Annotated in this window: 24 protein-coding genes and 3 pseudogenes; 15 read left to right on the forward strand and 12 right to left on the reverse strand. The window is 63.3% G+C overall.

Annotated features, from left to right (window positions below):
- Nucleotides 1-651 precede the first annotated feature (651 nt).
- Both B0T44_RS18805 and B0T44_RS18810 read left to right on the forward strand, forming a co-directional pair.
- A pseudogene (locus B0T44_RS18805) lies at nt 652-1,170 on the forward strand (transposase); the annotation flags it as partial.
- Entirely contained in the window at nt 1,167-1,664 is a 498-nt protein-coding gene (locus B0T44_RS18810) for an HAD domain-containing protein (RefSeq protein WP_077121126.1), read from the forward strand. The pseudogene B0T44_RS18805 and the gene B0T44_RS18810, both read left to right, overlap by 4 nt.
- A 210-nt stretch (nt 1,665-1,874) precedes the next feature.
- Here the strand turns inward: B0T44_RS18810 and B0T44_RS18815 are convergent, their stop codons facing one another.
- Together B0T44_RS18815 and B0T44_RS27225 are read right to left on the reverse strand one after the other, a co-directional pair.
- Nucleotides 1,875-2,450, reverse strand: coding sequence for a dihydrofolate reductase family protein (locus tag B0T44_RS18815; RefSeq protein WP_077121128.1), 576 nt, complete (start codon nt 2,448-2,450; stop codon nt 1,875-1,877).
- 195 nt (nt 2,451-2,645) lie between these two features.
- On the reverse strand, nt 2,646-3,365 hold the full coding sequence (locus tag B0T44_RS27225) for an RDD family protein (RefSeq protein WP_175648135.1): 720 nt from the start codon (nt 3,363-3,365) through the stop codon (nt 2,646-2,648).
- Nucleotides 3,366-3,981: 616 nt separating this feature from the next.
- On the opposite strand from B0T44_RS27225, the gene B0T44_RS18825 reads away from it, so the two are divergent.
- Nucleotides 3,982-4,431 (forward strand): hypothetical protein, encoded by a 450-nt coding sequence (locus tag B0T44_RS18825; protein WP_139347996.1) that lies wholly within the window; start codon nt 3,982-3,984, stop codon nt 4,429-4,431.
- On the opposite strand, the gene B0T44_RS18830 is transcribed toward B0T44_RS18825, so the two are convergent.
- From B0T44_RS18830 to B0T44_RS28130, 3 genes are all read right to left on the reverse strand, one after another.
- The gene (locus B0T44_RS18830; RefSeq protein WP_139347997.1) at nt 4,406-5,359 is read right to left on the reverse strand and encodes a hypothetical protein; all 954 of its coding nucleotides are present in this window, start codon (nt 5,357-5,359) and stop codon (nt 4,406-4,408) included. The two genes, B0T44_RS18825 and B0T44_RS18830, sit on opposite strands and share 26 nt — an antisense overlap.
- Nucleotides 5,360-5,616: 257 nt before the next feature.
- Nucleotides 5,617-6,774: an ImmA/IrrE family metallo-endopeptidase gene (locus B0T44_RS27230; RefSeq protein WP_081512306.1), complete on the reverse strand. Its 1,158-nt coding sequence runs from the start codon at nt 6,772-6,774 to the stop codon at nt 5,617-5,619.
- Between the two features lie 1,140 nt (nt 6,775-7,914).
- Nucleotides 7,915-8,067 carry a hypothetical protein gene (locus tag B0T44_RS28130; protein WP_254854242.1) on the reverse strand — a complete coding sequence of 51 codons (153 nt, stop codon included), beginning with the start codon at nt 8,065-8,067 and terminating at the stop codon, nt 7,915-7,917.
- Here B0T44_RS28130 and B0T44_RS28135 point away from each other — a divergent pair.
- Entirely contained in the window at nt 8,044-8,466 is a 423-nt protein-coding gene (locus B0T44_RS28135; protein WP_254854245.1) for a cytochrome P450, read from the forward strand. The genes B0T44_RS28130 and B0T44_RS28135 overlap by 24 nt on opposite strands.
- A gap of 19 nt (nt 8,467-8,485) precedes the next feature.
- Nucleotides 8,486-8,752: a cytochrome P450 gene (locus B0T44_RS28145; protein WP_254854243.1), complete on the forward strand. Its 267-nt coding sequence runs from the start codon at nt 8,486-8,488 to the stop codon at nt 8,750-8,752.
- Nucleotides 8,753-8,851: 99 nt separating this feature from the next.
- On the opposite strand, the gene B0T44_RS18845 is transcribed toward B0T44_RS28145, so the two are convergent.
- Complete coding sequence (locus B0T44_RS18845; protein WP_342749231.1) at nt 8,852-9,307, reverse strand: class I SAM-dependent methyltransferase; 456 nt, start codon at nt 9,305-9,307, stop codon at nt 8,852-8,854.
- A gap of 693 nt (nt 9,308-10,000) precedes the next feature.
- Between B0T44_RS18845 and B0T44_RS18850 the strand changes: the two genes are divergently transcribed.
- Nucleotides 10,001-11,398, forward strand: coding sequence for a hypothetical protein (locus tag B0T44_RS18850; RefSeq protein ID WP_139347999.1), 1,398 nt, complete (start codon nt 10,001-10,003; stop codon nt 11,396-11,398).
- Nucleotides 11,399-11,757: 359 nt separating this feature from the next.
- Here B0T44_RS18850 and B0T44_RS28150 read toward each other — a convergent pair.
- Nucleotides 11,758-11,982 (reverse strand): annotated as a pseudogene (locus B0T44_RS28150) (transposase); the annotation flags it as partial.
- Nucleotides 11,983-12,250: 268 nt separating this feature from the next.
- On the opposite strand from B0T44_RS28150, the gene B0T44_RS18860 reads away from it, so the two are divergent.
- Nucleotides 12,251-13,198, forward strand: a complete 948-nt coding sequence (locus B0T44_RS18860) for a hypothetical protein (RefSeq protein WP_077121143.1) — start codon at nt 12,251-12,253, stop codon at nt 13,196-13,198.
- Between the two features lie 497 nt (nt 13,199-13,695).
- Nucleotides 13,696-14,097: a zinc-binding dehydrogenase gene (locus B0T44_RS18870; RefSeq protein WP_077121149.1), complete on the forward strand. Its 402-nt coding sequence runs from the start codon at nt 13,696-13,698 to the stop codon at nt 14,095-14,097.
- A gap of 282 nt (nt 14,098-14,379) precedes the next feature.
- Here B0T44_RS18870 and B0T44_RS18875 read toward each other — a convergent pair whose 3' ends face one another.
- Entirely contained in the window at nt 14,380-17,037 is a 2,658-nt protein-coding gene (locus B0T44_RS18875; RefSeq protein ID WP_077121151.1) for a tetratricopeptide repeat protein, read from the reverse strand.
- A 59-nt stretch (nt 17,038-17,096) separates the two neighbouring features.
- A complete protein-coding gene (locus B0T44_RS18880; protein ID WP_139348000.1) occupies nt 17,097-17,627 on the reverse strand; it encodes a Het-E N-terminal domain-containing protein in 531 nt (176 codons plus the stop codon).
- A gap of 746 nt (nt 17,628-18,373) precedes the next feature.
- Here B0T44_RS18880 and B0T44_RS18885 point away from each other — a divergent pair.
- Nucleotides 18,374-19,096, forward strand: coding sequence for a VOC family protein (locus B0T44_RS18885; RefSeq protein ID WP_139348001.1), 723 nt, complete (start codon nt 18,374-18,376; stop codon nt 19,094-19,096).
- A 184-nt stretch (nt 19,097-19,280) separates the two neighbouring features.
- Here B0T44_RS18885 and B0T44_RS18890 read toward each other — a convergent pair whose 3' ends face one another.
- Nucleotides 19,281-19,730, reverse strand: a complete 450-nt coding sequence (locus B0T44_RS18890) for a MaoC family dehydratase (RefSeq protein ID WP_077121156.1) — start codon at nt 19,728-19,730, stop codon at nt 19,281-19,283.
- Between the two features lie 224 nt (nt 19,731-19,954).
- Between B0T44_RS18890 and B0T44_RS18895 the strand changes: the two genes are divergently transcribed.
- Both B0T44_RS18895 and B0T44_RS18900 read left to right on the forward strand, forming a co-directional pair.
- Nucleotides 19,955-20,428, forward strand: a complete 474-nt coding sequence (locus tag B0T44_RS18895; protein WP_077121159.1) for a winged helix-turn-helix transcriptional regulator — start codon at nt 19,955-19,957, stop codon at nt 20,426-20,428.
- A 111-nt stretch (nt 20,429-20,539) separates the two neighbouring features.
- Nucleotides 20,540-21,142 carry a chloramphenicol phosphotransferase CPT family protein gene (locus B0T44_RS18900; protein WP_077121162.1) on the forward strand — a complete coding sequence of 201 codons (603 nt, stop codon included), beginning with the start codon at nt 20,540-20,542 and terminating at the stop codon, nt 21,140-21,142.
- Between the two features lie 130 nt (nt 21,143-21,272).
- On the opposite strand, the gene B0T44_RS18905 is transcribed toward B0T44_RS18900, so the two are convergent.
- Both B0T44_RS18905 and B0T44_RS18910 read right to left on the reverse strand, forming a co-directional pair.
- Nucleotides 21,273-21,662 (reverse strand): hypothetical protein, encoded by a 390-nt coding sequence (locus tag B0T44_RS18905; RefSeq protein WP_217697565.1) that lies wholly within the window; start codon nt 21,660-21,662, stop codon nt 21,273-21,275.
- Nucleotides 21,659-22,048, reverse strand: a pseudogene (locus B0T44_RS18910) (transposase); the annotation flags it as partial. The pseudogene B0T44_RS18910 and the gene B0T44_RS18905, both read right to left, overlap by 4 nt.
- Before the next feature lie 267 nt (nt 22,049-22,315).
- Between B0T44_RS18910 and B0T44_RS18915 the strand changes: the two are divergent.
- The 4 genes from B0T44_RS18915 to B0T44_RS27610 all read left to right on the forward strand — a co-directional run bounded on the left by B0T44_RS18915 (nt 22,316) and on the right by B0T44_RS27610 (nt 26,821).
- Complete coding sequence (locus B0T44_RS18915) at nt 22,316-22,528, forward strand: hypothetical protein (RefSeq protein ID WP_139348002.1); 213 nt, start codon at nt 22,316-22,318, stop codon at nt 22,526-22,528.
- A gap of 119 nt (nt 22,529-22,647) precedes the next feature.
- A complete protein-coding gene (locus B0T44_RS18920; protein ID WP_139348003.1) occupies nt 22,648-23,049 on the forward strand; it encodes a hypothetical protein in 402 nt (133 codons plus the stop codon).
- Between the two features lie 1,328 nt (nt 23,050-24,377).
- Nucleotides 24,378-25,853 (forward strand): excinuclease ABC subunit UvrA, encoded by a 1,476-nt coding sequence (locus tag B0T44_RS27605; RefSeq protein WP_217697566.1) that lies wholly within the window; start codon nt 24,378-24,380, stop codon nt 25,851-25,853.
- The gene (locus tag B0T44_RS27610) at nt 25,820-26,821 is read left to right on the forward strand and encodes an ATP-binding cassette domain-containing protein (RefSeq protein ID WP_217697567.1); all 1,002 of its coding nucleotides are present in this window, start codon (nt 25,820-25,822) and stop codon (nt 26,819-26,821) included. The genes B0T44_RS27605 and B0T44_RS27610 overlap by 34 nt, the downstream gene beginning before the upstream one ends.
- The last annotated feature ends 89 nt before the right edge of the window (nt 26,822-26,910 follow it).

The following is a 26,910-nucleotide window of genomic DNA, read 5'->3' on the forward strand; positions in this document are numbered from 1 at the left end:
GATATCTGCTGGGACCACGATCCCAGCGGCGCGATCCGAGTGCCATCGGCCATCCGACTCGGCTTCCGAGGAACAGCGGTCTGGATCGCCGCCGGATGCTCAGTAGACACAGGACCGGCAACAAGCTCCCGGTTGGGCACCGACGACGTCATAGTCGTCTTCACCCGGGAAATGAGCTCACAGACAGGAATCCCGGAAAGCCGATGAGCCTCCGGCCGCCCGACTGGACAAGCGGCCGCCCACCGATACGACATCCACGACACACCGGAAGCCACCTCGGCCTGCATGCAAGCAATGGACCAGCTCGAAACAACCGCCGATGAAGCACGGTTATGCAAACTCGCCTACGACGACGGTGACCGTTGCGCCTTCATCGGGTTGATCGAGATCATGGTGGACGCAGACCGTGTCGATGACCTGCGGCTCCTGGCACGCGGCGACGGCCGCGCGTTCGCGACACTCATGGAATATCTGGTCCGAACCGACAGCATCGACCTTCTGCGCGGAGGCGTCCGAGTTCGCCGGCGCCCGACTCTTGCTGGCGCAACTGCCTGTTTGTTATCGTCTGCCTGGCTTCTGGGCATCGCAGCTATCTCACCGTGGCTATTACCCAGATCCGCTATGCACACCACCAATTCAAAGGAGAGCAGTTTCTGGAAAGCGGACCGTGAGGTCTTCCCCGACACTCGCGAGCAGCGGTGCTGGTTCCACAAGCAGGCCAACGTCCTTTCCTCGCTGCCGAAGTCAGCGCATCCCGGTGCCACCGCGGCGATGAAGGAGATCTACAACGCCGAGGACATCGACCATGCGCGAGGCGCGATCAAGACGTTCGACCTCGACTACGGCAAGAAATACCCGAAAGCTGTCGCGAAGATCGTCGATAACGCCGATGCGTTGCTCGAATTCTACAAGTATACGGCAGAGCACTGGATCCATCTGCGCACCACCAACCCGATCGAATCCACCTTCGCCACTGAGCGATTGCGCACGAAAGCCACCAAGGGCCCCGGTTCCCGGGCGGCTGAACTGGCAATGGCCTACAAGCTGATCGAGGCCGCTCGAACCCGCTGGCGAGCGGTCAACGCACCACACCGGGCCGCCCTCGTGCGAGCCGGAGCACGTTTCGACCGCGGCGCCCTCGTCGAGCGCGAACAGTCCCCCGCAGCATGACCGACCATGCGCGACAACCACTGCTGTTCCTCGATGTCGACGGGCCGCTTCTCCCGTTCGGTGAAGACCCCGGACGCGAGCCGCGCAGTGTCGTGTCGGACTCACACTTTTCGCGGCTGCGCCCCGATGTCGGCCGCTGGCTGGCAGAACTGCCATGCCAGTTGGTCTGGGCCACGACCTGGGAAGATGAGGTCAATGCCGAACTCGCGCCCCGGCTCGGGCTGCCGCGACTGCCAGTCGTGCGCTGGCCGGAGCCCTGCGCTGAGCATGAACGCGAGGACCGGTGGTTCGGACTGTGCTGGAAGACCCGGACCCTGGTGGACTGGGCCAGCGGACGCCCGTTCGCCTGGGTCGACGACGAGATCACCGCCGCTGACCGCACCTGGGTCGCCACCCAACATCGCGGCCCTGCACTCCTGCGGCACGTTGAGCCGTTCCGGGGACTCAGTGACGAGGACTTCGTAGCCCTCGATCACTGGCTGCGAGCAACCTGAGAAACCCGGAGATCCACAAGAATTGGTCGCTTCCCATCCTCTCGAGTTGCACCAAGGCGTCCTCGCACTCGAAGGCTTGGATGGTGGCTTATGCCTGCCCGACCTGACGGGGTCACGCAACGGATGGACCACTCCCCCAGGTCGGGTAGTAGGAAGCTGTAGTGCCCCACTGGAATCAGGTAGCTCAGGTGGTGGTGCATTATCTATTGATCAGGCAGGTTGTTGCCGGTAGCGGTGCAGCACCACTCCTGATTTCGCGAACGGAACTGTCTGGATCAACTGCAAATGGCGGCGGTAACCGTCCTCGGCGAACAGCGACCGCCCTCCTCCCAGTAGCACTGGAAATACGAGGAGCCGATACTCGTCGATGAGGTCGAGTCGCATGAACTCGCGCGCAGTGGTGGCGCCTGCGAACAGGATCAACGGTCGTCCTGGTTGTTTCTTCAGCGCGTCGACCTCGCTGGCGAGATTGTTGCCGATACGGGTGGCCGGCAGCCACGCAAGTTCGGCTTCTTGCCGTGAGACAACGATTTTCGGCAATCCGTTGACCTTGGGGGCCAGCATCTCGTCGCCCGGGGTGGCGGGATTGCGCTCCGCGTCCGGCCAGTACTGCCCAAGTAGCTCATAGCTCGCCCTGCCGAATATCTGGGCGTCGACGCTGTCCAGCAGTTCGGCGAGGTAGCTGTCGAGGTCGGGGTCGACGACATCAACCCAGTCCAGGTTCTCGCCGGGTCCTTCCGTCATACCGTCCACCGACACCATCATCTGCAGGATGAGTTCACGCATCCGGTCGTCCTTCCGTCTTCGATCAGTCCGAGTCGATACTCGCTTCACCGAGTAGGACGACACCACCCGGCAGAAGTCATCGGTGGCAGCCGCATCAGCAGTGACGGTTCGATGGAGCCTGCCACAGCGAATCCCCAACCCCTCGCGCTGCTGATCACGTCGGGGCCGGTCGAGTGAGCAACGGATAGAACAGTCCTACAGTGTGGCTCCCCACAGCTCCGCGATCGTGATCAGGACGTACGTCGCCACCGTGCACAGCGGAATGGCCCACCACAGGGCGTGATCGCGGATCGACCCCGGCTCGGTCCGTAGCGGGACAGGGTTCCGATCGCGGATGACGATCGCGTTCGTCATCATGTCGGCGATGGTGCGTCGGTGCGTATCGAACAATGGCAACAGGAATCCGAGCCCACAGGGCAGCACGTCGATAATGCAGGCCAGTTGTCGCATGATCATCCGGCCGATACCGACCGGATGATGCGTCCGCGGATCCACCACCCGCAGCCCCACGACGAGCTTGCCGAGACTCCGCCCCGTCCGGCCCTGCATGAGAACCCTGTTTACCGCGACCAGCACTATCACTGTGATCAGCATGAGCTTGACAACCCACCGCTCCGCTTTCATCAAGTACATGCCCGCTATTCCGGTGGGATGATGGGTCCGTGGCTTGCTGTGCAAGATGTCCTCGCCGAAGAGCAGAACAGCAATATCTACCTTGAAGTGGTGGTTTATGCCCCAGGCGAGGCCCACGCCTATCCCGAAGAGCACAACGAAGAACAGCAGATCGATGAGTCTCGCCGACACCCGTAGATGCCACGGGGCGTACACACTCTGATCCGTTGGCACCACAAGTTCCGCCTTCCAGCCGGCAATCAGTTCGCAGCTATTCGCGTCTCCCATGATCGCAGAGCTCATGGCGGACTCCAGCGACACCATTACCGTCGGCAAGCACACAATCACCGTGTCGAACCAACCGACAGCTGAAGACAAAATCCGAATACCAGAGCCCGCGCCAGCCGTACTGGTGGACAGTCGGTGAACCTGCTGTCGAATGCCACCGCGTGGGACTGCCCCGGTTCGGTTGACTCCTGACCTGTCATGCAAACCGGCGTCGATGCCCACCTCGCCGCTGCATCCCAACGCCATCAACATCCCGGTCACCGACGCGCCGACCCTCTCGACGAGTGCACCCCAGCGTGTACTACGGTCCGAATCCGTGATTTGCTGAATACCCGTCGACGCAGCGTGCGGGACCCGACTGTGGGCGATCGTCAGTGTCGACTGGCTCTGGGATGCTGCCAAACCGGGCGTATCGGTTGGTGGTGGTAGTTGAAGTGGAGGCATAGTGAGTCGAGCTGGCGTGGCCGAGGCAGCTCAGGCTGTGGTCACCTCGCGGCGTGTTCCCGACGCTCTGGAACGGAGTTCGACGGCTGTCGTTCGGATGTTGGATGCGACTGTGGGTGTCGCATTCCTGCCTGATCCCGCAGAGATCGCACGGCGCCGGACGATCGGTTTGGGGGCATTGCCCCAGATGGATCTGCTGGACACGTTGATGGGCCTACCGGCAGGGTTACCGGTATCGGTTCACGATCTCACCGAGCGTGAGCGCCGTCTCTTCCGCCGGGTCCCGGCCGGTGTCATCGATGTAGCCGATGGCCTGTACACGCGCCGCGCAGTACCCCCGGTTACCGCACAGTTCGTGGTGGTGGCCACGCGCACCTGGAAGGACGGTCTGCGCTCGGCGGGGAAGTTCGCGCCGTTCTGCAGCCGTGCCGTGCTGCTGCGATCAATCCCCGAAGACCTCGACGATGCGCGCATGCAGGCATCGTTCTTCGGGGTCGGGATGTGTGTCTTCGCGAGCGGCGAGTTGAAGATGCTGACAGACCCACAGCCGTATGTACGTCAGCGCCAATCGTGCGGTCAATGGTGGTTTGCCGAGGAGCTGTACGAGAAAGTCAACGAGTTCGGGCTTGACGTGTAGTTTCGGAATCCACCCACCATGGTGGTAGTTCCGCCCATGCCTGCAGTGTCTTCGGTGCCTGGAATGCTTCGGGCTGGTTGATCCGGATGTTGACGGTGTCGGTGTGGGCGACCGCCGCTGCGCACCGGTTCTTCCACCAGGTGGCCCTATCGGCGAGCTGCGGTTGTTCCAGCAGGTCGCGTGCCCATGACTCCCAGGTGTGCATGCTGTGGCGGTGCGCGTCGAGGGTGTCTTCTCGGGCCAGGAACCTATCCAACGGCAGTCCTTCGCAGCACGGAAGGTTGCAGGTCGGCGGTAGAGTATCGGCGAATCTCTGAGCGAGGGTCGACCCCTTCTGGAAGGACATCAGCTCGGCGAACAGCACACTGGGTGATGGATCTCGCTGCCGAGCGAATGCCCGGTCGCCGAACGGGATCATATGACGCATGCTGCCGCCGGTGCCGATCGATGTTGCATACGCCCCGTGGCTCATGACATCGAAGCCGGTGAGGTCGGTGCGGAGCACGGCCACATTGCCGGCCTCGGCCACCAGCCGTCGGAGGTTCCGTACGGCCGCCTTGTACCGTTCCATCGGGTCGAATTGCCCGCCGAGGAATACCGCCTTGGGCCGGTCCAGTTTGTCCATCACGGCGATGACATGGTCGATATGATCGTTCTTCAGCCAGGCGATATCCAACGGCAGACTGACAACGACGTCATCGCGCGTGATTTCGGACGCTGCTCGAACCACGGCTCTGAGCGCGTCGCTATCTCCAGCGTTCAGGTATCCGGTGGGCGTCAAGGCCAGATCTGCTCCACAGTCCCGTTGCGCTTGGAGGTGCTCGCCGAGGGTCAACGAGAACAGGTGTTGCTGTTGCTCGTCGTCTTCGAGTACGAACGGTTCATCCTCGGTCGCCGCCGCCCGGCGGTAGCCTTCTGGGTCCCTCAAGAGCAGCAGATCAGTATGCTCGCTCCGTAGATCTTTGATTCCTGAAGCCGCCGTCTTTCCCGCCAGTACCAGGCCTCCGATGCCCGATGGCAGTGGGGTGATCCGGCGAGCGGTCCGAGCGTTGGTGTGCAGCAGGATGCGATCGTGGAGTACAGCAACTGGACCCGATAGTGGCTCCGGCCTCGATCGATGTGCGATATCTGGAAGCACATCGCCACTTTCGTTCGAGCGGCGATTCGATTCCTCCGGCCAGGTCATCAACCAACCTCCCCCGTCTGCGGATCTCTCAGTGCGGGCCAACGATCATTCGAGCCCCCGATAACACCGACCCGTTCGGCCGCGTACAGGCTCAAGAACTCGTCTGGGGTCAAGTACGTCAACCGGGCCAATTCGGCGACTTCGGTCCCCTTGCCGACGTGCCACGCAACGATCGACTCGACCGCAGTCGTCCGTTCCGGCTCCAGGGGCTCTGGTTCGCGGGTGCGATACCCCAGACTCGACATCTCCACCGCCAAAGTCCGGTACTGCCAATCACTGGCGACTCCGAGTGTGTGCGCACGCCGCAGCAGCGCCCACATCGACACCTGCCAGTACTGCTTCAACTCCAGCAGCCTTGGCACAGACAGCGACTCGGACCGGAGATCACCGCGGATGTCCCGGGCTGGCATCAACAGTTCAGCCGCGAAACTGTTGGCCTGCTTTTCCTGATCGGGATGAGGGATGCGGTGCATCACCATATGCCCCAACTCGTGGGCGAGGGTGAATCTCTGCCGCTCCGCAGGGGTCCCAGAGTTCAGCAAAACCAGTGGATCCTCCCCATCGGGCATACAGCTGACCGCGTCCACGGATACCGACTCCACGGACGAATCGAGCGACATAGGCGCCACGAGCTCACGACAGACCACCAAGGCCCCGGCACCCTCGAGTAGCTGTACGACCGGCCCCGCGGGTCCTCCAGCAACCCCGAGTTCTCTTCTCAGTGCACGCGCAGCGTCAGCCGGCGTAGTCAGATCATCGACCTCGATGTGAGGAAGCGCAGTCGTGGCACGAATTGGAGCCGCAGCCGACAAGCTCCGGAGCTGAATCCGGGTGAGATTGAGCAGAGCGTGAATACGTTTCAGGTCACCAGCCGCCGCTGCTTGCTTTTTACGGTGGTGCACCATCCCCGCACCCGCCCCTACCTCGCGCTCGCTGAGACACAGCAGCGGCGCCGGGTATCCCAGCGCATGTGCATACAGGTCGAGCCGTTCACCGGTCAATGCCAGTCGGCCGCCTTCAGCACGGCTGACATAGCCCTGACTGACCCGGCTCGCCGAGCCTTCCAGCTTCTGCATCGCCTCGGCCAGCTGCCCCTGCGTCAACGACCGTGACTCTCGCGCCAGCACCAGCATCCGCGGATGCGCCACTGCGCCCATTCGTCCTCCAAATATCTCTCATAAAAATATCACGAAATATTCCCGATTGCCGTACCACCCACACCACAGCGAGCGGAACCGCCAGAACACGGGTCGATCCCATTTCAAACTTGCAGCCCCGCGGCGATGGACAGCCAAACCTGGATCAGGCCGAGCCGAGAGCGCTGAGATCACACGCAGGACCCTGGAAAAACTAAGGCCGTCCACTGCACAGTCCTGCCGACTTCCGAGCCTCCAATGGACGGAACGAACTCCAACAGGCCATGGCGCCCATCGCGCGCCGCCAGGCCGCCGAACAGCCAAGCCGGAATAGATTCCGGCAGATCGAGCAGGGACAAGCCGTGCAACATACGTGCAACTAACAGCGGTATCCGGCGGTCAATACCGAAGCCATCGTCACGAAGAACAATGACCGGATACCGGCGGTGGCCGCACCAGCGCCTACCCCGTGCAACCGGTCGCCCGTGACCTCGCCAGCGAACTCGACCAGCTACTGGCGCTAGCCGACGTCTGGTCCCGAGCCCGGCATCTCGCAACCGACCATAATCCTCAGACAACACGTTCGTAGCCCGATGGAGCCGCTCCCGCATGGCAGTACGCACAACCACGAGCACGCCAGCCAATCCCGCTTTGCCACACCCGCGGTGGCGACTGCCGATACTCGGGGATCTGCTGACCATCAACCCCGCCAAGCCCACCCAGACATCGATGCGCGACGCCCGCACGCTGGGCTCAATCTTCGAACGGCGCATCGTCGACTGGCCCATGATCGTGCTCTCCGGCGCCGACCTCATCGCCGAGATCAATGACGAACGCGCATGCATCGGCGTGCTATTCAAAAGGTCCGCCCAGTTGCGCGTGACGGCCTGTTCACCGCCTACCACCACGAACCCAACTGGACCAAGGCACACAACATCCTCGCCCCCGCGTTCACCCGCGAGGCTACCACCACCATGACCCGCTCGATCGGCGAACTCCTCGACCGTTGGAGCACCCGCGGCGATCGGTGGGTCGATGTCGCCGAGGACATGAACGAGCTCTCCCTCGAAATCATCAGCCGCGCAGGTTTCGACTACACTTTCGACTCCTTCACCCGCGCCACCGTGGCCCCTTCGTCGCAGCCATGCTGCGCGGACTCCCCTACATCAACCGCAACGCCAACCTGCCCCCACTGCTACAGAAAACCCTGGCCGCCGCGCCGCCGCCCAGTACACCCGCGACATCGCCTACGTCCATCAGGTCGTCGACGACATCATCGCCGCCCGGCGGATCAGCGGAACCCTCGGAGAACATAACGACCTGCTCGACCGGATGCTGATCGTCGCCGACCCCGATATCCGCGAGCAACTCGATCCGGTCAACATCCGCTACCAGATCCTCACCTTCCTCGTCGCCGGCCACGAAACCAGCGCCGGTGTGCTCGCCTTCGCCCTCTACGAACTGGCGCGCCACCCCGACATCGCCGCACGAACCCGCGCCGAGATCGACCAACGATTCCCTGGTCACGACCGGCCCGACATTCTCTTCGGCGACGTAGCCCGACTCCGCTACCTGTGCCGGATCGTAGACGAGACCCTACGGCTGTGGCCGGTCGCGCTGGGATACTTCCGCGAAGCCCGCCACAACACCAGAATCGGCAACGGCCGCTACCACTTCGGACCCGGCGACTGGGTCTTCGTACTCACGTTCTGAGCCACCGCGATCCCGCCGCTTGGGGACCCGACGCCGAACAATTCGACCCCGACCGCTGGCTACCCGAGCGCCAACGCACCTCGGTCAGCACGTCTACAAACCCTTCGGCACCGGCACCCGCGCCTGCATCAGATGCCAATTCGCCTACCACGAAATCATCCTCACCCTGGCCCATGTCCTGCGCGCCTTCGACCTCGAACACGACCCCGACTACCGCCGCGACATCACCGAGCAGATCACCCTCAAACCCCGCGGATTCACTCTCCGCCTAACCCCGCGCACCTGACCTCACTCGCTCATCGTCGCGGAGACCGGGCCGTGAACAGCGTGACATCACCGACCTCAGCGACCGAGAACGTCCTGAACGCCGCGCCCAGCGCCTCCTTCAGGCCCTCCCGATCATCGCCACTGCTATTGAAGGCGCCGACCCGCGTATACGCAGCGGACAACGCCCGCCCGAAACCTGTGCACGAACGTCTCCCAGGATCGTCGAACCGAACAGCACCCCGTCATCAGACAATACTCGCGCCAGATGCTCGAACGCGACGCCCTTCTCGGCAAAGGTTCCCGGCACGCAGTGCATCACCAAGTTCAACCCGATCGAGTTGAATCCCGTACCTGCTGCCTCCGGGACCGGGTCGAGGACACTGCCAGCCACCGCGCTGACCACACAACCCGACTTCTCCAGGCGACGGCACGTGTAGGCCAGAGGAACCGGATTCAGACCCATCAACACCACCTCACCGTTGAACTGTCGGTGTGCATTGGCCAGATACCACCCAGACCCTGGACCCGCCTCAAGATGCCGACGACCGAGATGCTCTCGGCACAACCCCAACATGACCTGAGCGTCACAACGTCATGCGAACTGGTTGGACAGTCGGATCACCCAAGGCCATAAACCGCCAGGAAAGGCCATGTATACGGCGCCGCCGCCACAAGACTTGCACTGTCATCGTCCACCATCGCAATCCCGTCCAACCGTCGGCAGCGACCTCATCCGCGAAACAACCACCAAAGCAACGTCGTACTCACCCGACGCTCACGAACTTCATACCACCGCATTCCACTGATCCGACGGCTTATCATCACAAGCGACCCGGCGACCAGGCTCGCCCGTGGCAAATGGGTTTAGGAAATCAGCGAGAAACGTCGAAACAGCGACCTTCCATACAGCCGCGTCTCTGGTGGACACAATCCGGCAGCGCGGCGCTTGGCATCGTCACGGGCCCGTTCCGCAAACGTCCCGAGGACCTCGAGACCAAGCCCAGGTTGGCAACGAGACAGAACCGGAATACGTCCAATCCTTCGCATGTGGACCCCGGCCCCGACCCAGAGTCCCGGATCATTCCGGCCCGACTCTCCCCCGTGACGTGCACCGAAGCAAGTGAATCACCAACCCCATTGGTTACCAATGCATTCCGCCGCAGAAATACCGATACAATGGGTTAGCGACGCCGCCACCAGCTTGGACATTCCCCAGCCGGTGGGATGGGACCCGAGCGGCAGCGCTGCAGGGTGGAGGGATACACATATGGAGATCGACGAGGCTTTAAGCCGACTATACGAGTACTCCGATGTCGCCATACAGTCGACCGATCATCTGGCGGGCCAGGTTCGTCGCAAGGCCAAGAAACTAGACGAAGAACGCCGCGCCAAGAAGCAGGATGTCGACGAAACCAAGCCCCAGATTGTGCCGGTTCCCGCTGCTGAGCACGGCTCACGCATGAACGTCATGCCATGGGAGCTCTTGCATTTGTTGGGTCGGGCCACGGTCTTGTCCGGGCACGGCTCATCGCGGGCGTTAGCCCAGCATTGGAGCTGCCTAAAGTACATCACCACTCTGCAGTCCAATGCCGATGGTCGGATGGAGCTTTCACCGGACGGCAGAGACCCGCGTTTCCATCGCCGTTCCGTTCAGGCCGAAGACCTCGGGATTGCCTTCGCATTGGCTGCAGCGTTGCGGATAGCGGGCGAGCGCCATCCTGGATATCGATTCGAGATCGCAGACGCCGACGTTGCCCTAGAGGCAGGCTGGGCACTGCGGGGAACCCAGGTCAAGTCCAAGCCGCACACTCGTCTGCGCCCCGATTATTTCCTCATCGGCCTTGCCGATAACGCAGCACCGCGCGTTATTACCGTCGAATGCAAAGGATCACACGGCCCTCAAGAGGCTCAGCATCGACAGTTAGCGAAGGCCGCCGCTCAAGTGCATGCCGTAGTAATCGGAGATCCAGAGCATGGAGACACGTCCCCGCCGGGACTGATGATGTCCACAGCTCTGGCCGACCGCGGGGGTATACAGATGCGAATCCTAGACCCGCCGGGCGACGGAGTACTGGTCCTCCCCGATGACGGCCACAGGGGAATCTTGTTGAATGAGCCCATTGAGGAGTACCACGAGTTCCCTGGCATCCCAATCCGGAGCGACGATGCTGAGCACGATGCTCGGCCCGGCTTCTACATCGCTGCCGACCGTACAGACTGGTTCGCTCGTGTGCTCTCGCGCACGGCGACAGCCGGACTATTGGCCTTTGTCGGTGACCGGCGCGGCGCCGGTAACCTGTTAACTCCACGTCAGCGCACACGGCTCGGCTCTGACCAAGATCGAGGAGTCGGCTATGTCACCTTCGATACCGAGATCGAACTCGCCGGCATCCGGTTGGTCGGGACAGACCACGTGTTCCGACTTGCGTCCCAGCGCATGGAAGCATTCGCTGGCATTCCGTACGAACTTTACGAGCTATTGCACGAACAACCCGATTTACGGGCATATCACGACGCGCTGCCAAGCTTGCAGGTCCTGTGGCACCAGCGCCAGGACGCGATCGGCAACGATTGGGGCGGCGTGATCTTCATGGATACCAGCGGTGCAGCAATGGGCTTGCGAAAGTTGGACCTCACATCCTCCCGACGTTCCCAGCTCCGGTAGACATCCGAATGCGCCGTACCTAGCGATACGCCAGCTCGCGGCAAGCTCATCGCCCAACCGCATTCGGCGCTCTCTTTCACCTTGCCCGCTACTGACGAGCGAAGCACCGCAACGCCCGGGGCCCAGGTAGCCAGAATTCGGGAGTCTCAGAACACTGCGTGACCCTGCGTCGGACAGCATCTCGACCACATCTAGTTCGGGAGGAGGAAGCAGGTTCGTATCCATCGACGCGCAGATCTTCATAGGTCTGCTTAATTGGGACTCGATCCCAGATTCCGCCGAGCAGTATGACAAACCCTGGGGGCCCAGCGATAAAGAGGTGAAGCACGGGCGGGCGCACCTCGCGTTCAGAGGGTGTCTTACATGGGCATTTTCTTGTAGCAGATCAGAGCAGCGGCGAGTTGTAGAAATGCTGCGAACAGACGGCCGTGGCGTTCGTAGCGGATCGTCAAACGCCGGTACCCGGTCAACCATGCGATGGTGCGCTCGATCTTCCACCGATACCGGCCCAGCTTGGTGGGATCCTCGACCCCACGACGGGCGATCCGAGGCACGATCCTGCGAGCACGCAGCCGCCGGCGATGGACATCGAAGTCCTAGCCCTTATCTGCCCGCAGCTCGGCGAAGTGAACTCTCACTCCTACTGTGTCGCTGAATGTTTGGTATTCACCAGTTCCATGCCGCGGTCCCAGGACAAGGTGGGTCGCAGGGTCGAACGGGTCTGGATCAGGCGTCGGTCGAGGATATGAGCCAGGGCAGCGGTTCTGATCACGGTTACACGGTAGGAGGCCGCAGCAGTGTGGGTAGAATCCGGTCCGGATCGACCGAAATGCGGGTACGGGGAGTGAAGACATGAGGCGGAACCCGATCGCGGTAATCGTCGCTGTGCTCATGACGATTGTCGGGCTCAGCGGCTGCACCTTCACGCCGGACCGGCAGGCGGAAGCGGATCAGCTGGAGTCGGAAATCGCCGCGATGCCAGGGGTGGAAGACATCTCGGTGGTGTATTCTAATGAGCTCACGCTGGGGGTCTATCTCCATGTGGACGTAACGATGACGCGGGCGACCGAGGCCCAGATCGCGGATGTCGGATCCCGGATCGTCGCGATCGAACGCGATAAGTTCGATGACTACGACCGCAGCCACACATTCATCGTCGGGGACAAGCTCGATATCGAGGACGGCGAGGCGGAACTAGATTCCGGCCGGATCGTCGGCGACACCCAGCGGTTGCGGGCGATCGGTGCCAGCCTGCCCGGTGCCGAAATATCCTCGTTATTCGACCAGACATCTCCGCGGATCGAAATCCGTGACGCTCCACCGGCTGCCGAATCCCTGACCGCGGTCCGGAACGTTCTAGGTGACGGGCCGGCGACTCTCCAAATCCAGACGACGGCGCCCGAACCGGTATGGCACGTCGATTTTCCCTTCAGCAGCGAGCAGGAGCAGAGTATCCAGCGGAAACTGGCCGAGCTGCCGGTGGCCGACGTCGATTCGGTGCGCGTAGTCGACGGCCGGATCACCGGGCTCATCGTAGAGATCGGCGACCCCCGAACCGCCTACCGAGACCTCGTCACGATCATTGGCGCGATCGGCCCGACCCGTGAGAACCCGCTCGGCCTGGAGTGGGGATTGCCCGGAAGCACAAATGCCGAGCGTGAGTTCCGAGGTAGCGCCTACATCTACGGATGCCCGGAGGGCAGAACAGCGGGTGAGGAGAACCCGGAGCGGTTCTATACGCCGGACGCGGTGGACCTGCAGAAGCGGATGCAGAACGAGTTCGAAACCTGTCCGAAATAGCGTCGGCGCCGGCTCGAGCGTGCCGCTGCGCGATTCGATGGACCGGGCGCGTTGGTGGTGTTATGAGTGGGCGCCCCCAGACTGCGGGCAGCCGCCCGCCGGTGGACAGGTGGGCCTCGAGGGTGGCCATGGTGTCAGCGGCCTCGACACACAGAGCTTCGAGCCGGTCATGATGCACGGCACACGCACTCGGGCCCCCGATTCCGTCCGGGCGGTGGTGTAGGTGTTGTGCTCCTCATGGATGACGTATTGCACGTCGCGGAACCGAGCGAGCATCTGGTCCGGGTCCACCGCCGCGGTAACCGGCGGGAGCCGGGTGTCGATGGTAGGTATACGACCGGCGGCAGCAGTGTCGGCACGCAGGTCGGTGAGGGCAGAGTCCACTCCATGAGCAACGAACTCCATGGCCTCGCTGGTATCAGGGAGTTCGCTGTTGCGCAGAGCGGCGGCCATGACCCCCACCGGCGGGCGAGATCGGCGGCGCGGTCGGCAGTCTCTTGATCGACTACCGCGCCTCGGACTGGGTCGATCGTGTTCGTGACGCCGCCGGTGGTGCTGTTCAAGTAGTACTGGATACGGTTGGCGGGATCATGTCCGCTCACGTGTTGCCACTGCTCGCGCCGGTCACCGGCCGAATGGTGTTGTGCGGAGCCAGCGACGGTCCCGCATCGATCGCAGCCTCGGAAGTGATGGTGCGCAACGTGTCGCTGATCGGATACGCGGCCGCGACACTTCCTCCCGATCGTCGTGGCTTGCTCGATGCCGAGGTTCTCACGCTCGCAGCCACGGGCCAACTGCAATCGGTCATCGGATCGGTGTTGCCGCTCGAACAAGCCGCCGAAGCGCACCGCGCAATCGAGAACCGAGAAACCGTCGGAAAGACCATACCGACGCCGTAACAACAGGACGATAGCCTCCGCTGGGAGACTCACCCGCTTCAGAAGACCACTACCTGGCGATCGACCGCCGATACTCCACAACGCGCAACCCCGACTGGCAAACATACCAATATCCGCAAAGTAGAACCGAACTCTCACGCCGACGAACTGTTCGGACCAACCTTCCGAACCGCAGGCCAGCGTATTGCCGCCCGCCATGTTGAAGCGGAACGGACAGAGCGGCCTATAGTTCCGGCTGCCGCATCGCTACACACAGGAAGCGTATACACCAAACGACAGATCTCAGGGTGCCGGCGGGGCGGATTCCAGTGTGGCGAGGTGTGCCGCGGCGGGGTCTGCTTCGGCCGCGCCGAGGCGGCGGTAGATCTCGACGGCTTCCCGTAGTTCGGTCACGGCAGTGACCGTGTCGCCAAGGCAGACCCGGCACCGAGCCGCCCCTTCCAAGGCACGAGCCTGTTTTAGCGGGTTGTGGATCGCGCGGGCCAGTGCGAGTGCGTCAGTGAACACTTCCAGCGCGTTGCGTGGTTCACCGCTCTCCAACAACAGCTGCCCGATCTGGCTGAGTACCTCGGCTTCACCGAGCCGATTACCGATCTCGCGGTGCAGGGCAAGTGCCTGCCGGTGCAGGTCTTCGGCGCCAGCAAGATCCCCGGTCGAGCCATATACGACGCCGAGGTTGTCGAGCGCGTTGGCTATACCGAATCGGTTGCCGATCTCGCGATGCAGGGCAAGTGCTTGCCGGTGCAGATCAGCCGCGTCGGGATGGGCACCGACCAACCGGTGCACGACGCCTAGATTGTCGAGGGCGTTGGCTTGGCCGAGCCGGTCGCCGAGCTCGCGGTACAAGACCAGTGCCTGCCGGTAAAGGTCGGCAGCGTCAGGATAGGCACCCACCGACCGGCGCACGTTGCCGAGGTTGGCGAGGGCGTTGGCTTGGCCGAGCCGACTGCCGATCTCGCGGTGTAAAACCAGTGCTTGTCGATGCAGATCAGCGGCGGCGGCACACTCTCCGGTTTCCCCGCGTATGACACCCAGATTGCCCAGAGCGCGGGCTTCACCGACTCGGTCGCCGAGCTCGCGGTACAAGACCAGGGCCTGTCTGCACAGCTCGGCCGCATCAGCGTAGTTACCGATCAACCGGTATACAATGCCGAGGTTGGTGAGGGCATTGGCTTCACCGAACCGGTCGCCGAGCTCGTGAAAGACGACCAATGCCCGCCGGTATAGGTCGGCAGCATCGGCATAATCCCCGGTCAACCCGCGCACGACACCAAGATTGCTGAGAGAGCGAGCTTCGCCATGCCGGTTGTCGAGCTCACGGTAGATGATCAACGCCTGCCGATGCAGATCGGCGGCATCGGCGTGGTCCCCGATCCGCATATACACGATGCCGAGGTTGGTGAGGGCGTCGGCTTCACCGAGTTGGTTGCCGAGCTCACGGTAGATGATCAACGCCTGCCGATGCAGATCGGCAGCGTCAGCACGGTCCCCGATCAGCTCACGTACATTGCCGAGGTTGGTGAGGGTATCGGCTTCACCGAGCCGGTCTGCGAGGTGACGCGCTGTGACCAGAGCCCTTCGGTGAAGGTCCACGGCTTGTGGCCACGGTCCGTCACGTTCGAGCAGCCCGGCGAGTGTACCGGTCAATACGACCAGTCGCCGTGGTTGGTGCTTGGCGGTGTGCTCGAGGCAGGCGAGCAGGTTGCCGCGTTCGATACGCATCCACGTCCACGCCTCCACCTCGTCACCGAACTCCTGCACCGAATCGTCGGGCGATGCGGCGACGGACTGAGTGGAGCGGGTGCGGTAGGCGAAGTACCGGCCCGCCGCGGAGGCGGTGGCCTGGTAGTAGTTCAGCAGCCGCTCCACCGCTCGACGGGTGGTCTCGGGTTGGTCGGTGTTGGCCAGGTCACGAGCGTATTCACGGAGCAGGTCGTGTAACCGGTAGCGGCCGGGTTGGGTTTCCTCGATGAGGTGGTCGGTGTAGAGCGCCTCCAACTCGGTCCGCGCCACCGTGACGGAGAGATCAGCCAACGCTGCCGCGGCACGGGTGTCGGTGTCCGGGCCAGGATGCAGGCCCAGACACCGGAACAGTCGTTGCTGCTCAGGTGGCAGCTCCTGATAGGACATGGTGAACGCTGCCCGTACCGCTCGTGGCCCGGCTTGGAGTTCGTCGAGCCGGGCCTGTGTAGCGGCGAATTCGTCGGCCAGGCCGGTGATGGTCCAGGTCGGGTGGTGTGCCAGGCGGCCGGCGAGCAGCACGATCGCCAACGGCAGCAACCCGCACAGCCGGACGATCTCGACGACCGCGGCCTGGTCGGTGTCGGTGGTTCGGCGGGCGAGGGTGAGGAACAATTCGGCGGCGGTCTCGGGGTCGAGCACCCTCAGTGTCAGGGGGTAGGCGCCGTCGAGAGCGGTCAGGTGTCGGCGGCTGGTGATCAACGTCAGGCAGTTGGCTCCCGTGGGCAGCAGCGGTTCGATCTGCGCGTGATCTTTCGCGTCGTCGAGGACCAGCAGTACCCGCTTACCGGCTACCCGGTCCAGCCACAGGTCCCGGCGTCCTTCCAGGGTGTCGGGTAGGAAGCGAGGGTCGATGCCGAGATCTGTGAGCAGCCTCGCCAGCACCTCGGCAGGATCGGCGGGAGTTCGTCCCGGGGTGTGGGCATGCAGTTCGACGAAGTAGCGGCCGTCGGGAAACTTCTCGGCCAACCGGTGGGCGGCCCGGGTCACCAGGGCGGTCTTGCCGACACCAGGCATGCCGTCAATGGTGTGGATCCGCATCACCCGCGCCCCAGCAGCGGCCTCGAGCAGCACTTGCAGCTCGGTGTCACGTCCGACGAACGTGACCCCATCCTGCGGCAGGGTAGCGGTCACCCTCGGCCGCGACGCAAGTTGTTGCACGACCGTGTAGTGGATGACGATATCCCGGCCGACCTGCACGCCGGTGATGGAGATCGCGGGCGCGGCATCAGGTGGCGCAGCAGCATCCCGGTCGTCTGCTACTGCTGCGCTGTCGGAGGGTGAGGCGGCTGCCCGGTTCCCGCCCGTATCCCGGTGACCGTGAACGAGCCGTCCACCGAGGTGTTCTCGACGCTCACCCCGCCCCCGGTAGAGGCGACATCGGTAATCTCGATTTCACCGGCGCGGACCTCATGTAACCGCACACCGACCGTTTCGGCGGCCTGTGGCGTGTGATGATGCACCGCCACCAGCACCCGACTCGCTACGGCCAGCAACTCTTCGTCGTTGCCGGCGCCAGCCTGCCGGAGTTCCTCGGCAAGCACCTCCTGCTGGTCTGGTGACTGCGGTTGCTGTTCCACCACTTCTATGTCCACCGACCGATACCGACCGGTGATCAGCTGCTTCAGCGCCTGATATACGTCGATGACCGCCTGCTCGGCGGTGCTGGTCAGCCCTGCGGCTGCACCGGCAGCCACCGCGGCCGCCACCATCGTCACCGGCTCCACCCCACCGACCTCCCATACTCCGGAGCCACTCCCCACTTCGAGGTGGGGATGTGCACTACTCAACCAAGCGGCAACCAACCACGCAAGAGATCAGCCGAACTATAACCAGCGGTCTGATACAACAGGCGTACATGCGAACAAATCCGCTGAGGCTGCTGCCCTTCAAGTGACATCGATGACCTGCCCTGCCTGTTGGGTTCCAGTTCAGGTGGCGCCGAGCCCTGCTCCGCCGCCACCTGATCCCGCATCCACCGCCGCTGGTCGTTGACGTAGCGGCTGAGGTGGAGGGCGCGACCACCGCGAGGGACCCCCCGGCCCTACGCGTTCGCGCCGAACTACCACGCGAGGGAGGACCGAAACTGGTCGATCCGGATGCCACGGATCGATACGGCCGGAATCGACCATGCGCACTTCGGTGACACCCACCGGATACGGGCCGGTCGGTGCTGAAAGCGCGAGTACCACCGGTTCGGCGGGCGGCGCGGATCGGCATGCGACCCACCAGCACCACCCGCGGTAATCGCAAGAACAGCCGCCAACGCCAGCCCGGTCCGTCGTAAACCCCTGCGCATCACCACAACCCCCAAACCACGCCGCTGACGGCCGAACTCTACAAGATCGCCGGCATGAGGTCCTCGGTTCGTCGGCAGCAGTGTTCACAAAAAGGGGGACTATTGGACGAATTTGACCCAACGAACACCTTTGACCAGCGATGATTCCGAGTCCACTTGTCCGAGAATGCATCGACTCGTAAACAGTTTTGCCTGCCACGGCATTGCTCGCTTGTGAGCCTGCGATGCTGACAATCCGTGAGTACTGAACCTTCTGAAGACCTGCTGCACCGGCCGGATGGGACCTTCTGCTGGGTCGACCTGAAGACGCATGATCCAAGCGCGACGGCCGCATTCTTTGCCGCCGTGCTGGGCTGGTCATTCGAGATAGACCAGGGCTCGTGGCGGCAAGCGACTGTCATCAGAACCGGCGAGCACCGTATCGGCGGGCTCAGCGACTCGAGCGCAGCCGTTTATCCGCCTGGAACCCCCGCCCACCTCGCCCACTATCTCGCGGTCACCTCACTGGACGCGCGGGTCGCGGCCGCGGTCGAGGCCGGCGCCCAGGTGGTGCCGCCCTTCGACGCCGGAGATGACGGCCGGATCGCGACACTGTTCGATCCGTTCGGTGCGGCAGTGTCGCTGTGGCAACGGGCCCCGCGGCGAGGCTGGACGCATTCGCCGGAAACTGTTGCGGCGCCGCGGCGGTTACGGCATCTGAGCGCCGATCCGGTGGCTGCCGCCGAGTTCTACCCTCACGTTTTCGGGATGACCGATCGCGATACGGAATTCGCCGAGCTCGACAAGGAAAACATCATGGCAGGCTGGAACCTGATCGTCGCCGTCGACTCCGTCGCCGAGGTTCAACGGCGGGCTGCCGTGTTGCCCAGCGGAAGTTGCCGAGTGCATGCCGTGGACGGCCGGAGCGTAGTCGCTGAGCTCACCGGACCCGATGGTCTCACCTTCTCCATCGAAAGCTGAAGCTCTCGAGAGCGGCCCAACTGCGGGTTGGGCACGTCCCGGCTGTGCCTGTTCTATCGCTGTTTGTAGACATATCGTCGGTTCTGATCTATCGCTGACCAGCGATGATGACAGTGGGCCGCGTCCAAGAATGCATCAATTATTGGACAACCCGAGGCTGTTTGGTTGGTGGGTGGCCGACCGGTCAGCGTGGTTTGGTGAATGCCAGCAGTCGGGCGGTGGTGCGCTGGCGGATATCGCCGTGTTGGTTGAGGGTGTCGTAGGCCGTGGTGATGAACCCGCGGCTGGGATCGGATTGGGAGGTGCGTACGTCGGTGACTTCGAGTTCGACGTGGAGTTGGTCTCCAGGGCGGGTGGGGGTGGGCCAGGTGAGGTCGATCGAGGCGCCGATGATTCCGGTGGCCAGTGGCAGACCTGTGGTAACGAGCAGGCGCATGGTGATGGCGGCGGTCTGCCAGCCGCTGGCGGCGAGTCCTTCGAAGAAGGTGTCCTGAGCGGTACGGTCGTCGAGGTGGAACGGTTGGGGGTCCCATTCGGTGGCGAATCCGATGATCGCGTCGGCGGTCAGGTTGTAGACGTCGGTGCGGAATCGGTCTCCGACGTGAATGTCGTCGAGCCATAGGGTATCGACCACGGTGGTCCTTCCGTTGTTGCGGTGGCGGTTCGAAGCAGATGCCGGCCTGCTCATATCGACTACCGGTGTGTATCGGTTGCGCCGGCCGGGAGCGGCATGAGCCTGCGGCGAGTAGTGTAACTTGCAAAATGCAAGTTACATGCTGAGGGGTAGCAAGGCAAGATCGGCCACATCCCTGGAGGTCTGAATCCGAATGGCCGATAGTGCAGAAAAGGAGATAGTGGATGCGTGAGACGAATCTGGCCCACATGGATTGCTCGATCGCCCGGACCGTCGAGATCATCGGTGACCGGTGGACGTTGATGATCGTCCGTTCGATGTTCGCGTTCAAGGGGTTGCACCGGTTCGATGAACTGCGCACCGAACTCGGGATCTCGACGAACATCCTCGCCGATCGTCTCGAGTCGTTGATCGAGCACGGGGTCGTGGAACAGCGCCGATACAGCGAGAAGCCGCCGCGCCACGAGTACCACCTGACGACGGCGGGCAAAGATCTGCTACCGGTCATTTTGGCCCTGCTGCGATGGGGCGACACATACCTGATGAGCGAGCAGGGGCCCCCGGTTCTGCTCCGCCACACCGACTGTGACCACGACACGCTCCCCTACCTGGCCTGCAGCCACTGCCACAAGCCGATCGCACCACGGGCCATACTCGGGCGCGATGCCCCCTCGCGCTCGGCCGGCACCGGACGATAGGACACCCACCGCCCGGTTCGGGCAGCGCTCACCTATGGGCATTGACGGGCGCGAAATTGTGCGGACGCGAGGGCCGAGTCCACACCCTGATCGGCTGAATAGTCTGGTCGGATGCCGAGTACAGAACCCCCCAGCCGTGTCATCTTCCTCAACGGAACCTCGAGCTCAGGCAAGACCACCTTGGCCCGCGCCATCCAGGACGAGAGCGACACCCCGTTCCTCTACTGGGGAATCGACACCCTGTTCAGCCTGGTGCCGCCGAACTGGGGCGGCGGACGCAACGGCCCCCTCAGCAGAGACGGATTCTGGTATGACCGCACCGGCCGCGACGCGGACGGCCAACCAATAGTGGTCATCCGCTACGGCCGCATCGGACGGCGCATGCTGCATTCCGCCTGCGCCGCAGCCGCTCAGCTCGCCCACGGCGGGGACCACCTGGTCATCGACGAGATGCTGCTGACCCCGGATCTGCTGCCGATCTGGATGGATGCACTGACCGGCCTGGACGTTCAGCTGGTCCGCGTCACCTGCCCACTGGCCGTCGCCGAGCAGCGGGAACTGGCTCGCGGCCACCCGATCGGGTTGGCGCGAGGCCACTCCCGCACAGTTCACGAGCACGGATACACCTACGACACGAGTGTCGACACAACCACGGCAACGCCCGCCGAACTGGCCAGAGCGGTTCTGCGACGACAGCAGACCACGCACGAATGATGCCGTCCTGACCTGTGGTCAACGGTCAACTACCAAGCCCTGTCCCCAACCCTGGACGCTACCTGTTCTCGATGCCCTGGCGAGAAATAGTCAAGACCTGTGGATGAGTTGAGCTGACGGTCTGGTGTGGTTATGTCGGGTTGTCGGTCTGCCAGGGGTAGAGGAATTGTTCGGGGCGCAGCTGCCATATTTCGAGCGTGGCAGTCAGTTCCGACTCGCCGGCGGCTGCGGCGGACCGGATCAGGACAGCGTCGATGTCGTAGTCGAGGCCGTCGATGCGAGTGGCGTCGTAGTCCCAGTGCTGGAGATGGAACGTTCGGGCGCGGTCGGTTCGTTTCCAGCCCTGTCGGTGAGCTTCGACGTCGGCTGGAGTGGCGACCGGGGTGATGCCGATGAATGCTCGCCGACCTGGCTGGGATGCGGGTACTTCGGTGACCAATCGCCGGCCGAGCCGCAACGCATTCAGCTTGTCGGTGGGCCACGGCCGCCTGCTGCTGGTCGGATGGTCTGGTGTGCTCATGCAGCGGCCGTCTCTGCTGGTCGCTCGACGAGCCGACCACTGACGAAGGTCGCGCCGGCGCGGACAAGGGCGGCCAGGTGCGAGGCATTGACCGGGCGCCAGCGGGTCTGAGCCGACTCGATGAGCTTGAACGCCATGGCAAGCCCTGCCACCCGCGAACCTAGCCCCTTGGTGACCTTGGTCCGGTGCCTGACCGTGGCGAAGGTGCTCTCGATCGGGTTGCTCGTGCGCAGGTGGATCCAATGCTCGGCGGGAAAGTCGTAGAAGGCCAGCAGCTCGTCCAGATCGTCGAGGACCTTGGCGACGGCCTTGGGATGTTTGGCGCCGTAAGTGCTCTCGAACACCTTCACCGCCTTCAACGCATGCTCCTTGTCCTCAGCGTTATTGCACTGACTACGTCGAATAAGGGCAGCACCGCCGAAAGTGCAGTCCGGACGAAACCCGACCCCGAACAGATCCTTCTTACCAGCTGCGCGTAATGCGTCTACCAGGGCAGATATCCACTATTGACTGCTATGGAGCACGGCAAGTATCCTACTCCCCGATCGGCCATACGTGTGCCCGATCAAGCCCTGAGCCAACTGGCCAGGGCTTTTTTCATGCCCAGAAGCCCCCGCTCGTAGGGGGCTTCTCTGCGTTTGGAGGTGTTATCTGTGGCCATTTCGACCGGGTTGGCAGTGGCAGCAGCGGGAGGGTGGGGGACGATCATCCTGGTGGCCGGGATCGCCCTACTGCGTGCGCGGCCGGAGGATGTGCCGAAAGTGGTCGACGCTTTCGGGAGTCTGTTCGGCCGATGCCTCAGCCATCGGGAGCGTTGTGAGCGGAAGGCCAGGCAGACGAATTCGGTGGAAGAGGTAGACCTTTGAGCCGACGTCGTACCCGCCGCCATGATGCATTGGATAGCCGTGTCGCCAACGACCTTCTGAGTCAAGAGATCAGCCATGAAATGCTTCCAGGATGGATGCAGCGAGGAGATGCCTCGGCATTGCGTCTATTGCTCGACCGGGACATGCTCACGGCCATAGAGCAGCTCGCCGAGCATGTGGAGGTGCTCGAAGGGTACGAGGACCATAGATACGAGATGGCTTCGAGTTCCCTGGTGAGGCAGCTGGTTCAGTCCCTGGTCCGCAGTCGTCCCGAGTACGAAGAGTTCGGCAAGGAGCTGACATACGGCGTAGGAAGACTTTCTGTTCTGCTCAGGTATCACCCCGAGTTCCGTCGCAAGATCTTGGAGTACCTGCGCGGTGATGCACTTACTGGAGATCGCTTCTGCCCAGAATGCGGAGAGCGGCTGAAGCAGGGCAACGTCGGACGGCCCCGGAAGTACTGCAGCCCAAGGTGTCGGAAGCGGGAATCCGGCAGGAGGCTTCGCCGAAACGATGCCTGAAGGGATACTGGCCCAGTCCACTTCATCGGAAATCTGGACCGCGTAGACGCCGCCGAGCGGACCTCACGTCGATGGCCTTGCCTGACGAGCAGGGTATAGACCTGTGCAGTGTTCATAGCGGGCCACGCTGGGTGCGCGCACGATCAAGTCGTCCCTGGTCCATCGACCGGGGACGACTTCATCGGTTGTCGCGATCGACTTCGCCGTCGGCACCTGACGGCAACAGCAGGTGTCACCAGGGTCCACCGTCGTGTTCGGCCACCAGCGCACGCTGGCGCCGCACCAGTTCCAGCACCGTCGCGGGCGGTCCGGCCCGCACCGAACGGTCACCACAAGGCCGAACGCGATGCCAACCTACGTGGATGGGTGGCAAGAGCGCGCGGCCCCGGGAACTGGCCGATGCGTTAGCTGAAAAACGGCGGCTACGCGTGCAACTGGAACAGACCTGCAACGCGGCCGCGGCTCATGCGGATCTACCCGCGCAACAACCAGAAGACCGCGATCCAGTTACTCGACTATGCGCTGTCCCAGCCGCCGTTCGCGGTGCAGACGATCCAGACGGACAACGGAGCCGAGTTCCACTGGCATGTGCTGGACAAGGGCATCAACCATGTCTATATATTGACCAAAGATGCCGCCTGGCCCCCTTCCCAGCGTGGGTTTATCGGGTCAACGGTTACCGAAATATGTTGTCCGCCAGATCCTCTCGATACACTGCCTGTGTCGCTGTGCCCCTGGAGGTACGGGCTCACAGTGTCTAACCAGGTCTTCACACTCACTCGGCGATACATACCCACACAGTTATTTCAGCCGTTCCAGGCTCCCTGAACTGAAATCAGCCGAACCCACTTCTTTCTCGAACAGAGCGGCCCGGCGTATCCGAACGCAACCCGATTTCTCGACCCTGCAACGCGCATGCGCTGCCGAGACCCGCCACACGGGGACGTCGATCCCACCGTTACGACAACGTCGCACGCCCATGCCACGTCGGAATTCACCGGCTCGACCACGCTCGCCTGCCGCGGTACCGGCACTTCGGTCCGGCGGGCAGGAGCTGGATGCTGCGAAACGAAACAGGAACCCTGACATAAGGTGTCAAGTTTTGGGTCGAACATGGTCTCACCAGCCGGTGCCGATGGACGTGGTCGGGCCGTGAACAGACAAGGACCTTCATGCGTGGAACACCAGGGGATCTCGAAGAGACTCAGTCCCTCCTCGACACCTCTCCGTCTCCGGATCGCTGTATTGCGGGAAGTGAACAAAGGTCGTATACCTCGGCGCAGGGTCTCGCGGATACGGGGCGCCGGACCCGCGAGACCATTGACGTGGTGGGGGCCCGTACCAACAATCTGCGGGATGTATCGGTACGCATCCCCAAAGGACAGCTCGTCGCCTTCACCGGAGTGAGTGGCAGCGGTAAAACCTCGCTGGCCATCGACACTCTGCACACTGAGGCCCAATTGCGGTACCTGGAAGGGCTTTCGCCATTCGTACGGCAGTACATAACCCAGCGCAACCGACCGAAGGTCGACCGCATCCTGGGACTCGGCGTGACGCTCGCGGTCGACCAACGCCGCCTGAACCGCAACCCCCGCTCCACGGTCGCCACGCTCACCGGCATCGACGGGCACCTGGGACTGCTGTACTCGCGCCTCCCTGGCATCGGTACGGACCCGGCGGAGGAAGGCGAGAACGGATATCTGACAACTGCTCATTTCGACCGCAACACCCCGGAGGGCAGTTGTGTGGACTGCCACGGGGCGGGCGGCCGTTGGCAGGCACAGGAGGACCTGATCATCCTCCACCCCGAGCTCCCCCTGTTCGAAGGGGCCTCGCCGTGGTTCGCGAAGTGGCGGTCGGGGGAACACGCGTTCGTACCGGCACTTGCCGAGAAACGGGGGGTGGACCTCGGTCGGCCCTGGCAGTCGCTGCCCGAGGAGTTCCGTCGTTGCGTGCTGTACGGCACAGGTGAGGAGAAGGTCGAGGCAACCGTCGACATGCCGAACAAGAATGAGACGGCCCTGATGACCTATACCTCGAGTCAACCCTTGCGGGGCGCGCTCGCCGAGGTGGAACGGGTGTTCATGAACGCGCGGACATCCAGCGCCAAGCAGCGCTACCTGCCGTACATGCGCAAGCAGCCCTGCGTTACCTGTGGCGGCGGCGGATACAACGGGGTGGCCCGATCCGTACTGCTCGGTGGACTGACATACCCGGATCTGGTCGAAGTGGAAGTACGGGAAGTACGCGGCTGGGTGCGGCGCGTGGCGAGCAATCTGGAAGCCCGGCAGCGCGAGGTGGGTGAGCCGCTGCTGCAAGACCTGGACCGCAGGCTGGGAATCCTCGACCGGCTCGGCCTGGCCCATCTCCAGCTGTCCCGGAGCGCGGTGACACTGTCCGGGGGCGAGTTACAACGCACGCGGCTCGCCGCTCAGCTCAGCACCGAACTGAGTGCTGTCATCTTCGTCCTGGACGAGCCAGGGACCGGGCTGCATCCCGCGGACAAGGCACACCTGCTCGACATCGCCCTGGAACTGCGGGAGGCCGGTAACACGGTACTTCTGGTCGAACACGACCCCGAGCTGATCGCCCGAGCCGACTGGGTGATCGATATGGGACCGGGGGCGGGCCGCCTTGGGGGCGAGGTCTTGGTTTCGGGGGCTCCTGCCGATGTGGCTACTCACCCGAAGTCGCTGACCGGGCGCTATCTATCCGGTGGGGGCCGCGGCTGCGCCGGGTCCGCCGTCCGATCGGGGACGACATCGGCTGGGTGGAATTGCACGGCCTGTATGCGCATAACGTGACCGCGGACCTGGTGCGTTTTCCAGTCGGTCGGCTCACCTGCCTGACCGGGATGAGCGGCAGCGGCAAGAGCAGCCTGCTCGACGCGCTCAGTGCGGGTGTGGCGGCCGTCCTGAGTGGGACGGGGAGCGAGGCAGTACGGGAAGTGACCGGCTTGGGCGGGTTCGGCTGGGTCGCCGTCGTCGACCAAGAACCGCTCGGGCGGACGCCTCGGTCCAACCCGGCCACCTACAGCAAAGCGTTCGATATCGTCCGAAAGCTGTTCGCAGAGACCGACCTGGCACGGGAACGCGGGATCGATGCCTCTTGGTTCAGCTTCAATACCGCAGGCGGCGGTCGCTGCGAGACCTGTACCGGTTATGGCCGCAAGCTGATCGACATGCACTTCCTGCCGGACGTGTGGGTGGTCTGCGACGAATGCGAGGGGCGGCGCTACAAGGCGGAGGCTTTGGAAATCAGTTATCAGGGATTGGCCATCGATCAAGTGCTGGAGTTGACCGTCGCCGAGGCCGTGGAGCGGTTCTCCGAGACCCGACAGCTCGCAGAGATCCTCGAAGCCTTGAATCAGGTCGGGCTCGGCTATCTGCATCTGGGCCAAAGCGCCACGGAATTGTCCGGCGGTGAAGCGCAGCGGCTGAAGCTGGCATCCACGATCCGGAGAGGTGCCACCAGTCACAAGGCCGGGCTCGTCGTTCTCGACGAGCCCGTCTCGGGCTTGCACCCGTCCGACGTCCAACGTGTGGTGGATGCACTCGATGTACTACTCGACTCGGGCAACACCGTCGTCGTGGCCGAGCACGACATCCCCGTCGCCGCGTCCGCGGACTGGGTCATAGACCTGGGACCAGGGGCCGGTCCGGACGGAGGTCGGGTGGTCGCAGAAGGCTCTCCGGACGTCGTTGCCCGGGCAGACACCCCTACCGCCGGCTTCTTCCGGCGGTACGCGGCAGGCCTGCCGCTCTTGGGGTGACGTAGCGGCCCGAACCACTGAGAGCGCACGAGGTCACCTGCATGATCTCCCGTGACGGACAACACCGCACTCGGGCACGCGGTCGCGCA

Source organism: Nocardia donostiensis (assembly GCF_002081715.1).
Taxonomy (GTDB): Bacteria; Actinomycetota; Actinomycetes; order Mycobacteriales; family Mycobacteriaceae; genus Nocardia; species Nocardia donostiensis.

What these genes read in the sequence shown, in the direction of transcription:
- B0T44_RS18850 (WP_139347999.1), top strand. Translation starts at nt 10,001, where the DNA reads ATGGAGATCGACGAGGCTTTAAGCCGACTATACGAGTACTCCGATGTC.
- B0T44_RS18810 (WP_077121126.1), top strand. Translation starts at nt 1,167, where the DNA reads ATGACCGACCATGCGCGACAACCACTGCTGTTCCTCGATGTCGACGGG.
- B0T44_RS18815 (WP_077121128.1), bottom strand. Translation starts at nt 2,450, where the DNA reads ATGCGTGAACTCATCCTGCAGATGATGGTGTCGGTGGACGGTATGACG.
- B0T44_RS18895 (WP_077121159.1), top strand. Translation starts at nt 19,955, where the DNA reads ATGCGTGAGACGAATCTGGCCCACATGGATTGCTCGATCGCCCGGACC.
- B0T44_RS18845 (WP_342749231.1), bottom strand. Translation starts at nt 9,307, where the DNA reads ATGTTGGGGTTGTGCCGAGAGCATCTCGGTCGTCGGCATCTTGAGGCG.
- B0T44_RS27225 (WP_175648135.1), bottom strand. Translation starts at nt 3,365, where the DNA reads ATGAGCTCTGCGATCATGGGAGACGCGAATAGCTGCGAACTGATTGCC.
- B0T44_RS28130 (WP_254854242.1), bottom strand. Translation starts at nt 8,067, where the DNA reads ATGTTCTCCGAGGGTTCCGCTGATCCGCCGGGCGGCGATGATGTCGTC.
- B0T44_RS18900 (WP_077121162.1), top strand. Translation starts at nt 20,540, where the DNA reads ATGCCGAGTACAGAACCCCCCAGCCGTGTCATCTTCCTCAACGGAACC.
- B0T44_RS18825 (WP_139347996.1), top strand. Translation starts at nt 3,982, where the DNA reads ATGGATCTGCTGGACACGTTGATGGGCCTACCGGCAGGGTTACCGGTA.
- B0T44_RS27230 (WP_081512306.1), bottom strand. Translation starts at nt 6,774, where the DNA reads ATGGGCGCAGTGGCGCATCCGCGGATGCTGGTGCTGGCGCGAGAGTCA.
- B0T44_RS18860 (WP_077121143.1), top strand. Translation starts at nt 12,251, where the DNA reads ATGAGGCGGAACCCGATCGCGGTAATCGTCGCTGTGCTCATGACGATT.
- B0T44_RS18905 (WP_217697565.1), bottom strand. Translation starts at nt 21,662, where the DNA reads ATGAGCACACCAGACCATCCGACCAGCAGCAGGCGGCCGTGGCCCACC.